At 28.8% G+C, this 13,246-nt stretch carries 20 protein-coding genes; 8 read left to right on the forward strand and 12 right to left on the reverse strand.

Annotated features, from left to right (window positions below; all coding sequences use genetic code 11):
* Positions 1 to 43: 43 nt before the first annotated feature.
* From hisE to hisB, 5 genes are read right to left on the reverse strand one after another with little or no spacing between them, the layout of a single operon-like run.
* Positions 44 to 316: a phosphoribosyl-ATP diphosphatase gene (gene hisE, locus AMN73_RS01255; protein WP_075534490.1), complete on the reverse strand. Its 273-nt coding sequence runs from the start codon at positions 314 to 316 to the stop codon at positions 44 to 46.
* A gap of 1 nt (position 317) precedes the next feature.
* Positions 318 to 1,073 carry an imidazole glycerol phosphate synthase subunit HisF gene (hisF, locus tag AMN73_RS01260; RefSeq protein WP_075534491.1) on the reverse strand — a complete coding sequence of 252 codons (756 nt, stop codon included), beginning with the start codon at positions 1,071 to 1,073 and terminating at the stop codon, positions 318 to 320.
* On the reverse strand, positions 1,066 to 1,782 hold the full coding sequence (hisA, locus tag AMN73_RS01265; protein ID WP_075534492.1) for a 1-(5-phosphoribosyl)-5-[(5-phosphoribosylamino)methylideneamino]imidazole-4-carboxamide isomerase: 717 nt from the start codon (positions 1,780 to 1,782) through the stop codon (positions 1,066 to 1,068). The genes hisF and hisA overlap by 8 nt, the downstream gene beginning before the upstream one ends.
* The gene (hisH, locus tag AMN73_RS01270; protein ID WP_075534493.1) at positions 1,783 to 2,409 is read right to left on the reverse strand and encodes an imidazole glycerol phosphate synthase subunit HisH; all 627 of its coding nucleotides are present in this window, start codon (positions 2,407 to 2,409) and stop codon (positions 1,783 to 1,785) included.
* 11 nt (positions 2,410 to 2,420) lie between these two features.
* Complete coding sequence (gene hisB, locus AMN73_RS01275) at positions 2,421 to 3,011, reverse strand: imidazoleglycerol-phosphate dehydratase HisB (protein ID WP_075534494.1); 591 nt, start codon at positions 3,009 to 3,011, stop codon at positions 2,421 to 2,423.
* Between the two features lie 90 nt (positions 3,012 to 3,101).
* Here hisB and hslV point away from each other — a divergent pair, with 90 nt between their 5' ends.
* A complete protein-coding gene (gene hslV, locus AMN73_RS01280; RefSeq protein WP_075534495.1) occupies positions 3,102 to 3,617 on the forward strand; it encodes an ATP-dependent protease subunit HslV in 516 nt (171 codons plus the stop codon).
* A gap of 62 nt (positions 3,618 to 3,679) precedes the next feature.
* On the forward strand, positions 3,680 to 4,987 hold the full coding sequence (gene hslU / locus AMN73_RS01285; protein WP_075534512.1) for an ATP-dependent protease ATPase subunit HslU: 1,308 nt from the start codon (positions 3,680 to 3,682) through the stop codon (positions 4,985 to 4,987).
* Here hslU and AMN73_RS01290 read toward each other — a convergent pair whose 3' ends face one another.
* Together AMN73_RS01290 and AMN73_RS01295 are read right to left on the reverse strand one after the other, a co-directional pair.
* Complete coding sequence (locus tag AMN73_RS01290) at positions 4,988 to 5,398, reverse strand: Smr/MutS family protein (protein WP_075534496.1); 411 nt, start codon at positions 5,396 to 5,398, stop codon at positions 4,988 to 4,990. It abuts the gene before it with no gap.
* A complete protein-coding gene (locus AMN73_RS01295; RefSeq protein WP_075534497.1) occupies positions 5,399 to 5,986 on the reverse strand; it encodes a Tim44/TimA family putative adaptor protein in 588 nt (195 codons plus the stop codon).
* A gap of 58 nt (positions 5,987 to 6,044) precedes the next feature.
* Between AMN73_RS01295 and AMN73_RS01300 the strand changes: the two genes are divergently transcribed.
* Together AMN73_RS01300 and AMN73_RS01305 are read left to right on the forward strand one after the other, a co-directional pair.
* Complete coding sequence (locus AMN73_RS01300; protein WP_075534498.1) at positions 6,045 to 6,458, forward strand: FxsA family protein; 414 nt, start codon at positions 6,045 to 6,047, stop codon at positions 6,456 to 6,458.
* Positions 6,459 to 6,881 (forward strand): protein-export chaperone SecB, encoded by a 423-nt coding sequence (locus AMN73_RS01305; protein WP_075534499.1) that lies wholly within the window; start codon positions 6,459 to 6,461, stop codon positions 6,879 to 6,881.
* Here the strand turns inward: AMN73_RS01305 and dnaQ are convergent.
* From dnaQ to AMN73_RS01330, 5 genes are read right to left on the reverse strand one after another with little or no spacing between them, the layout of a single operon-like run.
* Positions 6,874 to 7,548 carry a DNA polymerase III subunit epsilon gene (gene dnaQ / locus AMN73_RS01310; protein WP_075534500.1) on the reverse strand — a complete coding sequence of 225 codons (675 nt, stop codon included), beginning with the start codon at positions 7,546 to 7,548 and terminating at the stop codon, positions 6,874 to 6,876. The genes AMN73_RS01305 and dnaQ overlap by 8 nt on opposite strands.
* The gene (gene coaE / locus AMN73_RS01315) at positions 7,538 to 8,122 is read right to left on the reverse strand and encodes a dephospho-CoA kinase (protein ID WP_075534501.1); all 585 of its coding nucleotides are present in this window, start codon (positions 8,120 to 8,122) and stop codon (positions 7,538 to 7,540) included. Before coaE ends, dnaQ begins: the two co-directional genes overlap by 11 nt.
* Positions 8,119 to 8,913 (reverse strand): shikimate dehydrogenase, encoded by a 795-nt coding sequence (gene aroE / locus AMN73_RS01320; protein WP_075534502.1) that lies wholly within the window; start codon positions 8,911 to 8,913, stop codon positions 8,119 to 8,121. Before aroE ends, coaE begins: the two co-directional genes overlap by 4 nt.
* Positions 8,910 to 9,494, reverse strand: a complete 585-nt coding sequence (locus tag AMN73_RS01325; RefSeq protein ID WP_075534503.1) for a Maf family protein — start codon at positions 9,492 to 9,494, stop codon at positions 8,910 to 8,912. Before AMN73_RS01325 ends, aroE begins: the two co-directional genes overlap by 4 nt.
* On the reverse strand, positions 9,487 to 10,311 hold the full coding sequence (locus AMN73_RS01330; protein WP_075534504.1) for a pyruvate, water dikinase regulatory protein: 825 nt from the start codon (positions 10,309 to 10,311) through the stop codon (positions 9,487 to 9,489). Before AMN73_RS01330 ends, AMN73_RS01325 begins: the two co-directional genes overlap by 8 nt.
* A gap of 283 nt (positions 10,312 to 10,594) precedes the next feature.
* Here AMN73_RS01330 and hemE point away from each other — a divergent pair, with 283 nt between their 5' ends.
* From hemE to AMN73_RS01350, 4 genes are all read left to right on the forward strand, one after another.
* Complete coding sequence (hemE, locus tag AMN73_RS01335) at positions 10,595 to 11,596, forward strand: uroporphyrinogen decarboxylase (RefSeq protein ID WP_075534505.1); 1,002 nt, start codon at positions 10,595 to 10,597, stop codon at positions 11,594 to 11,596.
* 16 nt (positions 11,597 to 11,612) lie between these two features.
* Complete coding sequence (hemH, locus tag AMN73_RS01340; protein ID WP_075534506.1) at positions 11,613 to 12,611, forward strand: ferrochelatase; 999 nt, start codon at positions 11,613 to 11,615, stop codon at positions 12,609 to 12,611.
* Positions 12,611 to 13,045, forward strand: coding sequence for a protoporphyrinogen oxidase HemJ (gene hemJ, locus AMN73_RS01345; protein ID WP_075534507.1), 435 nt, complete (start codon positions 12,611 to 12,613; stop codon positions 13,043 to 13,045). The genes hemH and hemJ overlap by 1 nt, the downstream gene beginning before the upstream one ends.
* Positions 13,046 to 13,104: 59 nt before the next feature.
* The coding region (locus tag AMN73_RS01350; protein ID WP_179850065.1) for a Rho termination factor N-terminal domain-containing protein at positions 13,105 to 13,246 on the forward strand (142 nt) is incomplete at its 3' end.

Raw genomic sequence — 13,246 nt, forward strand, 5'->3', positions numbered from 1 at the left:
TAATCTGTAAAGGCTAGCACTAATTTAGACTTTTTAAGACTCTTTATTTTCGTCTTTTATCTAATTCTAACATTATATCCTCAATTCGAACGCCATTTCCTTCGAGATAGACTAATAAATGGTAAAGGACATCTGCTGCTTCGTGAACTGTATTAGAATTATTTTCAACTGCATCTATTAATTCAGCTATTTCCTCTTTTACTTTTTCAACACTTAAATTTTTATCTCTTAATAATTTTGAAGTATAAGATTTTTCATCTGGTGATGTTTTTTTTTGTCTTATTGTTGATATTAAGTTTTCTAAAGTTTTAAGCATACTAAATTCTAACTGGAATTCCCTTTGAATCCAAATATTCCTTTGCCTGTTTTACTGAATATTTACCGTAATGAAAGATTGAAGCTGCTAGTACAGCACTCACATTACCTAATTTAATACCATCTACAAAATGATCTAAAGTTCCAACTCCACCAGAAGCAATTACAGGAATATTTACAGCAGATGTAATCTTGGACATTAGATCAATATCATATCCAACCTGAGTACCATCTCTATCCATTGATGTTACGAGTAATTCACCCGCACCACTTGTTTCCATTTCTTTTGCAAATTTTAGTGCATCAATACCAGTTTTATTTCTTCCACCATGAGTATAAATCTCCCATACATCTCCATTTTTTTTTGCATCTATTGCAACAACGATACATTGAGAACCAAATTTTTTTGAACTTTTAACAACAATCTGCTTATCATTTACCGCAGCTGTATTTATTGAAACTTTATCAGCACCACAGTTAAGTAGTTTACTTATATCTTCGACAGTTCTTACTCCTCCACCTACTGTCAACGGAACAAAACATTTCTTTGAGGTTTTTTCTACAACGTCATAAATGGTATCTCTATTTTCATTTGATGCTGTTATATCTAAAAAACAAATTTCATCAGCACCACCATCGCTATAAATTTTTGCTTGCTCAACAGGATCTCCTGCATCCTTTAAATTAACAAAGTTTATGCCTTTTACAACACGGCCATTCTTCACATCTAAACAAGGAATAATTCTATTTTTAAGCATCTTCTTTTATAAGTTCATCTAATTTAATATCGCCATCATAAATTGCTTTCCCAACTATTATACCTTCAATATTTTTTAAACCCTTTGCTTTTTTAATATCATCTATTGATGAAACCCCACCAGATATAATCACAGGACAATTGGATTTAGCAGCAACTTTTGATGTTTCGTCAAAATTTGGACTTTGCTTCATTCCATCTTTGTTTATATCAGTATAAATAAGTCTGCTAACCCCATAATCATTTACCTCATTCAAAAAATCTAAAGCTAATTGATTAGAATTTTCCTTCCATCCAGATACTGATAAATATCCATCTTTAGTATCTAAACCTAATGCTATTTTATTTGGAAATTTTTCACACGCTTCTTTGAGAAAATTTTTATCTTTAATAGCGGCGCTTCCTAAAATTACTTTCTCAGCACCAACATTAATATATTCTTCAATACTATTAAGATTTCTAATACCACCACCGATCTCAACTTTTAGATCATAGTTACTAACAATATTTTGAATAATATCAATATTTACCGTTTCTCCCTGCAAAGCTCCATCTAAATCAACAACATGTAAATTTTTAAAACCATAATTTTTATATTTTTTGGCTTGCTCAATTGGAGACATTTCATATTCCGTTTTATTTTTAAAATCTCCTTTGATAAGTCTTACGCACTTCCCATCTTTAATATCTATTGCTGGAAATATTTTCATTTATAAATTTATAAAATTATTAATTATTTTTAATCCAGTTTTATCACTTTTTTCTGGGTGAAATTGTGTTCCAAATAAATTTTCTTTCTCAACTGAGCAGACGACTTTTGTTGAATAATTCGTAGTAGCTGAAATAACTGTTTTATCAGTGGGTACAAATTCGTAACTATGAACAAAGTACATGTGTGAATTATTTTCTACTTGTTTAAAGATTTTACTATCCTTTAAAATGTTTATTTGATTCCAGCCTATGTGGGGAAGTTTATATTTACCATTCTGGTTATCTATTTTTGATACTTTACCTGAAATCCATCCTAGGCCTTTTGTTTCAGTTTCTTCGTAACCGACATCTGCAAACATTTGTAACCCTACACATATTCCTAAAAGTGGTTTTTTATTTACTGTTACAAATTCATTTAAAGCATCATTTAAACCGCTGATTTTGTTTAATGCATCTACACAACTTTTAAATGAACCTTGTCCTGGTAGAACAATTTTATCAGATGCTTTGATTTTTTCTAAATCTGAAGTTATTTCTATTTTTGCTTTATTTTGCGCAACCTCTTTAAATGAGTTTACTACAGAGCTAATATTGCCTGAGCTATAATCGACGATTGTGACTTTCATTAATTCTTTTTTTATAAAGAACCTTTTGTAGAGGGCACTGTATTTTTATTTTTTGGATCTAATTCAAGCGCTGCTCTTAGTGATCTAGCAAGTCCTTTATAACAAGATTCGATAATATGGTGACTATTATCACCATAAATATTTTCAACGTGAAGAGTAATTCCAGCAGATTGTGCAAAAGCTTGGAACCATTCCTTAAACAATTCAGTATCCATTTCTCCCAATTTTTCTACTTTTAATTTTACATTCCATATTAAATATGGCCTATTAGATACATCTAGAGCTACTCTAGTTAATGTTTCATCCATAGGTAAAAGTGCATGTGCATATCTTTTTATTCCAACAAAATTTTTTGATGCTTTTTTCAAACATTCACCAATAGCAATTCCGGTATCTTCGGTCGTGTGATGTAAATCAATATGAGTATCGCCTTTAGCTTTAACTTTTAGATCGATTGAAGAATGTTTAGATAATTGCTCTAACATATGATCTAAAAAACCGATTCCTGTGTCAATTTTGTATTGACCTTTTCCATCAATATTCAGTTCAACCTTGATTGATGTTTCTTTTGTTTTTCTTGTAATATCAGCTTTTCTCTTCATTATTTTAATACGTATATATTCATTATTTGCTTATATCAATAAAAGTAATCAATAGCTTGAATTATAGAAATTAATGTCCATCTAACATGTATGACAACAATTGTATTAGTCAGAAAAAACAAAGACGTTGTAGTTGCTAGCGATGGGCAGGTTAGTATGGGAAATACTGTCATCAAAAGTACTGCCAATAAAGTTAGAAAAATTGAGAAAAGAAATGTGATCGCAGGATTTGCAGGATCAACAGCGGATGCATTAACTTTATTTGAAAGATTGGAGTCTAAATTAGAAAAGCATGCAGGAAATTTAACAAGAGCTGCTGTAGAACTTGCAAAAGATTGGAGAACAGACAAGTATTTAAGAAGACTTGAGGCGTTAATGGCAATTGGAGATAAAGAAAAAAGTTTTATAATATCTGGAACTGGAGACGTTCTAGAGCCAGAGGGTGATGTAATTGGGATTGGATCTGGAGGAAACTATGCATTAGCTTCAGCTAAAGTATTAATGGATACCGATTTATCAGCTGAAGAAATTGCAAAAAAAGCTATTAAAGTTGCATCCGAAATTTGTGTTTTTACAAACAATAATATTACAGTGGAAAAAATATAATGGAAAAATCAAACGTAACACCACTAGTTCCTAAAGGCGAAAAAAAAGATAATGAGACTTATATTAGCTCTCTTTCACCAAGAGAAATAGTATCGGAATTAGATAGATTTGTTATTGGGCAAAATAAGGCTAAGCGTGCTGTTGCCATTGCACTTAGAAATAGATGGAGAAGACAAGCTCTTAAAGGCGATATGAAAGATGAAGTGCTGCCTAAAAATATTCTTATGATTGGACCAACTGGTGTTGGAAAAACCGAAATTTCAAGACGATTATCTAAGCTTGCTGAGGCTCCTTTCGTAAAAGTTGAGGCTACAAGGTTTACAGAAGTTGGGTATGTAGGAAGAGATGTTGAGCAAATCGTAAGGGATTTATTAGAAATTGCCATTGCTATGGAAAAAGTTAAAAAAAGAAAAGAAGTCTATGCTCAAGCACAAAAACAAGCGGAAGAAAAAGTTTTAGATGCAATTGTAGGAAATAAAGCAAGTGTTGCAACTAGAGAAAGTTTTAGGAAAAGACTAAGAAATGGTGATTTGGATGATAATGAAATAGAGATTGCTGTAAACGAAAGTAATTCATCTATGCCGTCATTTGAAATCCCAGGAATGCCTGGAGCTAATGTTGGTATGATAAATATTGGAGAGATGCTTGGTAAAGGAATGGGTAAGCAGCAAAAGAAAAAGAAAATGACGGTAAAAGAGTCTCATGAAATATTAATAAACGAGGAATCAGACAAGCTTATAGAACAAGATAAAATTATAAAATCTGCAAAAAATTCAACAGAAAATAACGGAATTGTTTTTTTAGACGAAATAGATAAAATTTCTGCAAGAACTGATCGTGTAGGTGGTGACGTTTCTAGAGAAGGTGTTCAAAGAGACTTATTACCTTTAATAGAAGGTACAACTGTAAGTACAAAATATGGACCAATTAAAACTGATCACATATTATTTATTGCATCAGGAGCATTCCAATTGGCAAAGCCATCTGATCTGCTTCCAGAGCTACAAGGTAGGCTGCCAATTAGAGTTGAGCTTGAAGCTTTAACTAGTGATGACTTTAAAAAAATTTTAAGAGAGCCAGACAATAGTTTAATTAAGCAATATAAAGCTTTATTAAAAACTGAAAATGTTGATTTAGAGTTCTCTGATGATGGTATAGATGCAATAGCAAATATAGCAACTGAGGTGAATTCTACGGTTGAAAACATAGGTGCTAGAAGGCTTCATACTATTATTGAGAGAGTTTTAGACGAAATAAGTTTTACTGCTACTGATCGATCTGGAGAAAAAGTAGTGGTTGACTCAAAATACATCAAGGAAAATTTGGGAGAATTAGTTAAAGATACTGATCTTTCAAAGTTTATTTTATAATCAATTTTTTTTTAACAATATATTAAAACTCCCACTACTTGCTTCGTTTACTGTTTCTTGATCAATTTTTAAGATTTTATCCATCAAATCAGAATTATTTGTGATGTAATCTGGAACAGCATATTTTAAAATAGATAAATCTTTTGATTGATACGGATCTTTTTGATTGCTTGATCTATTCCCTTTGCCAGTAATTATATTAATATTTCTAATTCCCTTCTCAAAACAGTTTAATATTACTTCTCTTACTTTGTTATTTGCTTGGTCTAAAGTATAACCGTGAAGGTCAATGGACATTTTAGATTGGGTGTTATTATGGATATTAGAAGTTCTATCTTTGTCTTCCAATTTGTTTTTAGTATTTATGAAATTATTCCAATCTTTTTTATCTTTATCGCTTATATTGCTCAATCAACTCTCAGTTCCAATTAGAAGCCAATTTGGATTATTTGAAGAAATTTCTTTCGAAAATATCCATGTGTCATAAACTTTTTTAACTTTTTTTGGATCACCAGATATTATTTTATCATCTTTATCTTTTATACATGAAATAATTTCACTTGCAAAATCAACGGTGACTTCTAGGAAGCCTTTATTATTTTCATGTTTTTTAATTTCAGCTGAGTTAATTCCTATAAAAGTTGTCTCAGAAATTTGCCCGTTGGTCTTCATGTCTTTAATAGCATTCTCAAATTGATCGTAAACTTTTTTACTTAATATTTGTTTTACACCACTAAGATTACCTGACGAAAAACTCACTACTATATTTTCATAAGCAATCTTTGCCCCTTTAATAAAGTTATTTTTAGCCTCGTCGTCAAATTCCATATTCTTTGGATTTTTTTGAAGTGGTTCTTTTGAAAAATCATGTGGAAAACTTGATGCCATTTCATCTTCGTAGCCAGATTTTTTTCCTAAAATTCCTCTCAACCTTAAAAATATAAATCCAGCAATCATTGCTAAAAGTATGATATCAATGTATTCAAAACTATAACTCATATTTAAATAATATTTACTATGTTGCTTAATTTCAACCAGCAAATTAGACTAAAGACAAATGAACGCTATATTATTATCAATTATCCTAATTCCTATTGTTGAGATCTACCTTTTTATTGAGATAGGAGGTAAAATTGGTGCTTTCAATACTATATCCCTAATTTTCATCACTGCATTTGTAGGGGTTCTTTATGCAAGATACGAAGGTTTTAACACGCTCAGATCAGCAATGTCACAAATGGTTAAAAACGAACTACCAATTTATGAAATTATATCAGGCGCTGCTTTAGCATTTGCTGCATTGCTACTAATAATACCAGGCTTTGCAACAGACTTGGTAGGATTCTTAATAATATTTCCACCTACTCGTTATTTATTATTTAAGAAATTTAAAAATAAAAATTCTGGTAAAAAATATGATAAGGAAGATTTGATTGAAGGCGAGTCCGAAGATATAGATGAGAATAAATAAATGAGTGAAAAATATAAAATACTATCAAACTTTGTTAAAGATATGTCCAGCGAAACACCAGACGTGGAAAGTTATTTATCAACCAAAAATAATATAAATAAATATGAACTGGATATAGATATAAGCTCTAAGCCACTTAAGAATAAACTTATAGAGGTTGATACAAGTCTAAAATTTCAAAATAAAACACAAGCAGACAAAAAATCTTATTTTGAAATTGTTTATGCATCAATTGTAAAAATTGAAGAAAGTGTAAAAGAAAAAAAAGATCTTCAGAAAATTATCTTATGTGATATTCAAAATGATATTTATCCAAAACTCGAAAAGATACTTTTAAATTTATTAAGTGACTCTGGATTTTCAAACGTAAAGTTTGATAAAAAAGTTGATTTCAATAAATTATTTAACGATAAATTTAACTAAAAAAATTTTTTTTTAAATGCGTTTTTAAGAACAACTTATGATTTTCAATATCCTGCTTTGAAGGTTTAATAACCTTTTTACAATATGGTAAGTCTTTGTTATCACCTAAACTTATTACTTTATCAGTGTTTTCAAAATTCAGTAAAGGTTCTTTTTGGTCAAAAAGATTTACATAAACTTTTGAAAGTAATTCACAATCAATTAAAGCTGTATGTTTTACCCTTCTTGAATTATCAATTTTATACCTTTTGCACAGGGCATCCAAGCTTATCTGTGAACCTGGAAATTTATTTTTTGAAATTTCAAGAGTATCTATAACGTTTTCAAAATTTATTTTATTTCTATTCGCCATCATTAATTCGTTATTGATATGTGAAATGTCAAATTTTGCATTGTGAATTACTAATTTTTTACCATCAATAAACTTTAAAAATTCATCAACAACTTCTGAAAATTTTTTTTGTTTCGATAAAAATTCATCAGAGTATCCATGAACTTTAAATGCCTGTTCTGAAACTTTTCGTTCTGGATTTAGATAACAATGAAAGGTTTTTTTTGTGGGTATAAAATTTTCAATTTCTAAACATCCTATCTCAACAATTCTATGCCCATCTCTGATATCTAATCCTGTTGTCTCTGTATCGAGTATTATTTCTTTATTGGTCATTTATTCTTAAAATTTTAAATTTTAAATTATTAACAGCTTTTTTTAATACCTGTGAATTAAAATTATTTGCTATTTTATAATCGGATTTTTTTTTCTTTAAATTGCTTTTCAGTTGTATTTTTTTGAATTTTTTAAGTAATTTTTTATTATAATTTGATCTTTCTCTTAATCTTTTATTAATAAGTTTTTGCTTTGCATCAACGTAAATTATTATATCTCCTTTTTTATTTAGTCTATTTTCTAGATATAAAGGTATATCTAATACAATCGCTCTTTTTTTTTTGTTCTTTTTAATAAATAAATTCATTTTTTTTCTGACAATGGGGTGAATAATTTTTGTTATTATTTTTAAATTTTTGTTATTTGCCAATATGCAACTTAAGATCTCTTTTTTATCAATTGGAAATGATTTTATAAATTTTGGAATTTTTTTATGAAGTCTCTTAAAAAAAAATTTATTTTTTTTATATATTAAAGAAACCTCTTTATCTGCATTAAATACTGGCAAACCAAATGATTTGGCTACAAATGACTTTCCTGATCCTATATTGCCGACTACTGCTATTCTAATCATTTTTCAACTATTCCAATAACTTCGTCGTCGATTACTGGAAATATTTTATGCCAAACAGAGAATGCTTGGTGAGCTTGATATATAAACATCATTTTCCCATTTTCCGCAAGATTCCCCAATTTCCTTGCATCTAATAAAAAATTAGTTTCTTTAGGATTATAAATAACATCATAAAAAAATTTATTTTCTCCAAACTTTTTTAAATCCATGTCTAGTTTTTCTCCTTTTTTTAAACCTATGCTAGTCGCATTTATAATCATGTCTACATCAATAGTTTTATTCCAATCAATTAAATTTATTTCTGGAAATTTTTTTTTTAAATTTATTGCATTATTTTCACTCCTGTTTTTAACGAATATTTTTTCAATATTCATTTTTTTTAAAGCAACAATTATTGATGGAACCACGCCTCCTGCTCCAATTATTAATGCTTTTTTCTTATTTGCATTATATTTGCAATGTCTAATGGATAATTCGAAACCAGCTATATCGGTATTATGTCCTATCAATCGTCCATCAGCACAATATATTGTATTTATAGAATTTGTTTCTTTAGCTTCTGAACTTAAACTGTCTACATGTTGAACAAAATCTTTTTTGTATGGAACTGTAATATTAATTCCACTTAAATTACCATTTTTAAGTAATTTTATGATTTCTGGAATTTCTTCCTTCTTAATAAGTTTTTTTTCATAAATTGCATTTATATTATTTTTGCTTAACCAGTGGTTATGTATGTCTGGTGATAAAGAATGCTCTATGGGATCTCCTACAACTAGATATTTTTTCATTTTAAATTACTAAGATATTCTTTGATTTTTTTAATTGGTAAACCCATTATAGTGTCCATATCACCTTTTATACTATTAAATAAATTTTTACCCTCACCCTCTATTTGATAAACATTGTATGCATATAATTTTTCATCCTCGATTTTTGATAAATATAGTTTTAATTCATCTTCTGTCATCGTTTTCATTTTCAGCTCAGCCTTGTCCGTGTAATGCCATATCATTGAACCATTTTTTGAAATACAAACCGAGCTAATTAAAAAATGAGTTTTTCCATTGAGTTTTCTTAGAATTTCTAAAGCCTCAGATCTATTTTTTGGTTTGGATATAATCTCATTTTCTAAATCTATTACACTATCAGCACCAATCACTATTTTATCATGATTATTTTGACTAACCTTATTTGCTTTAATTTCTGCAAGATTTTTTGATACATCCTTTGGTGATGCTCCGTCCTTTAACATTGAAATCTTAATTTCATCTTCATCTACATTAGACGGTTTAGCGCTGCAAATAACATTATTTTTATTAAGTATATCTAATCTTACCTTACTTTTAGATGCTAAAATAATATCAAACATTTTTTTTACTTATTTCATATATTTTTATTACGGATGCCGCTGTTTCTTCAACTGATTTTCTACTAACATCAATTGTTGGCCACTTATATTTCTGAAAAGTCATTTTTGCTGACTCAACCTCTTTAGATATTTTTTCGAGATTTATATAGTTTGTACTAGTGCTATCTTTCAAAGAGTTTAGTCTATTTCTCCTTATCTCAACCAATCTATCCGCATCAGCAGTTAGTCCAATTATACAAAATTTATTCTTTTTATCTTTAAGGCTATCTGGTATTGAATTTTCATTAACTAAGGGAATGTTTGATACTTTAAATCCTTTATTAGCTAAATATATTGATGTGGGAGTTTTGCTGGTTCTGCTCACACCTAACAAAATTATATCCGACTTACTCAGATCGTCAGACAAGTTGCCATCATCATGGTTCATGGTAAATTGAATTGCTTCAATTCTTTTATAGTATTCATCTGTCAAAGCATGTTGGCCACTAGGTTTAAACGATGCTTCTTGATTCAGTAGTTTTGAAAAACTTATAATTAAATCTCCTAATACTCCAAAACATGGAATATTCTTTTTCTTCGCTTCTTCATTAAGAAATTTTGATAAATCATTATCTACAATTGTATAAAGTATAATAGCTTTATCTATATCATCCAATGTTTCTAATATCTTTAAAACCTGGTTTTCTGTTCTTGTAAAAGAATAATGATTAGTCTCATAGGAAAAATTTTTAAATTGCGCTTTTAAGGCAAGGAAAATTCTATCTAAAGTTTCCCCGGTTGAGTCGGAAATCAAGTATATTTGATATGGATTACTCATGTATAAATATGTTTATAAATAACTAATAATAAACTTATTTGTTATAAATTTGAATATTATTGTTATTTAAGTGAAAAAAACCCTTTTAATTAACAAATTTAAACATGTTAAGAATTATTATAACTTATTGTGCATAAATATTAAAATTAAAATAAATTTATGTTCTATTAATAAAAATCTAAAAAAATGGTTGTGGATAGTTTTTGTAAAAAAGGTTAATTAAATTTAATTAACATTATTAACAGTACAATAAACTAATACTAAACTTATATACTTATATTTTATGAGTCTAATTAAGAAATGCATTATTAATAAAGATGTTTCTTATAAACCTGTATGGTTAATGAGACAAGCGGGTAGATATCTGCCAGAATTTAGAGCTATAAGAAAAAAAAATCAAAATTTTATTAGTTTATGTTTAAATACAAAATTAGTACCTGAAATAACTTTACAGCCAATTAAAAGATTTGATTTAGATGCAGCTATAATTTTTTCTGATATATTAATGATACCATATGGTTTTGGACAAAATGTTATTTTTAACAAAGGACTTGGGCCCGAACTTGGTATATTTGATAAAAGTAATTTTTCTAATATCAACGAAAAAGATTTTAAAAAAAAACTTGATCCTATTTATAATTCAATAAAGATTACATCAAAAAATGAAATACTAAAAAATAAAGATCTTATTGGTTTTGTAGGTGCTCCGTGGACCTTACTTGTTTATATTATTAACAGAGCTTCACCAAAAAAAAATATAAATAAAAACTTTTTTAATGATCAATCTTTAATTGATAAATTATTAAGGTTTCTGGTTAAATATATAAAGATACATATCTTAAATCAGATAAAAAGTGGTGCAACTATAATACAAGTTTTTGACAGTTGGGCTGGACTATTAGAAGAGGAGGATTTAGGAAAATATATATATGCTCCTACAAAAGAAATTATTGATTTTATAAGAACATTAAATGTCCCATCGATTTGTTTTCCAAGAAATATAAAAAACTATAAAAAATTTGTTACTACCGTTAAACCCGACGTAATAAGTATTGACTACAATGTTAATCCTGAGAAAATATTAGAAGAAATAGATATACCTGTGCAAGGTGGTCTAAACCCCGAAAAACTGTTAGAAGATAAAGCTACTTTAAAACAAGAAGTGAAAAAATATTTGAAAGTTTTTAAAAATCATCCTTATATATTTAATTTAGGACACGGTGTCCTGCCAGAAACAAACCCTAATATGGTAGAATATTTAATAAAGTTTATTAAAGACAATTAATGTTGTAATTTTTATAATGGAATCAAATCACCCAGAGGTAAAGTTTGGAAAAACAGGAGTGCTTCTTGTAAACCTGGGCACACCAGATTCAACGAATTGGCTTGATATTAGAAAATACTTAAAAGAATTTTTATCAGATAGAAGAGTTATAGAAGTTAATCCAATAATATGGCAGATTATCCTTAACTTATTTATACTGACTTTTAGACCATCCAAAACAGCCAAGGCTTATAAAGAAATATGGATGAATGATATTAATATGTCACCTTTAAAATATTACACAGAAATGCAAATGAAGAAACTTCGTGATAAAATGAATACGGATAGTGTCATAGTTGATTATGCTATGAGGTATGGAAATCCAAGCATCAACAGCAAGATAAAAAATTTACAAGGGGAAGGGTGCGAAAATTTAGTTATATTACCCTTGTACCCACAGTATGCAGCAGCAACAACAGCTACCGTGTGTGATGAAGTCTATAGATCCCTTATGAAAATGAGATGGCAACCAAGTCTTCAAATTATACCCCATTATGAGTCTGATCCACTGTATATCGAAGCATTAGTTAATAGTATAAATAAAAAAATTTCCGAAATTAACTGGAAACCAGATTTAATAGTTGCATCATATCATGGAATACCAAAAAAATATTTTGATAAAGGAGATCCGTACCAATGTTATTGCCAAAAAACATCACGTTTGATCTCTGAAAAATTTACGAAAATTCCAATTACAACAACTTTTCAATCACGCTTTGGTCCACAGGAATGGTTAAAGCCCTATACAGATAAAACATTTGAAAAGTTACCCATGGAAGGAAAAAAAAATATTTTAGTAATCTGTCCAGGTTTTTCATCAGATTGTGTTGAGACTTTAGAAGAAATTTTAATTCAGGGTAAAGAAAGCTTTTTGGAAGCGGGAGGAGAAAACTTTGATCTCATACCATGTTTAAATGATAATAATGACCATATAAATTTATTTAAAAATCTCGTTTCTAAATACATAAAAAATTAATGAATATTTATCTAACCTATAAAGCGCTGCATCTTATAGCCGTAATTTCATGGATGGCCGGATTGCTTTATTTGCCAAGAATTTTTGTTTATCACACTGAAAACCAAAGTGATAAAAATATTTCTAGGGTTTTTAAAACCATGGAAAGAAAACTTTATTTTTACATTATGACGCCAGCAATGATTATTTCTTGGATATTTGGGTTGCTTTTAATTGGTAGTATTGGATTTGAGCAACTATCTACTTACTGGCTGAAAGCTAAGCTTTTGCTTGTAACCTTTTTGACAATATATCATTTCTATCTTGGCGGATTTCTTAAAAAATTTGAACTGGACATGAATACTAGATCCTCCAAGTTTTTCAGGTTTTTTAATGAGGTACCAACAATATTGCTAATTTTGATTATATTCATTGTAATATTTAAGCCCCTCTAGACTTGAAAAATAATAGAAAGTATATATATTAACTTAATCTTAAACTTTAATCCCACATTATGAATATCCAAGAACTTAAAAAAAAATCATCTGAACACCTTATTACGCAGGCTGAGGAGCTTGGTATAGAAAACGCCAGCACACTAAGAAAACAAGAAATTTTATTCGCAATCTTAAAGAAATTAGCCGAAAAAGGCGAAG

Origin of the sequence: Candidatus Pelagibacter communis, from assembly GCF_001179965.1 — a bacterium.
Taxonomy (GTDB): Bacteria; Pseudomonadota; Alphaproteobacteria; order Pelagibacterales; family Pelagibacteraceae; genus Pelagibacter.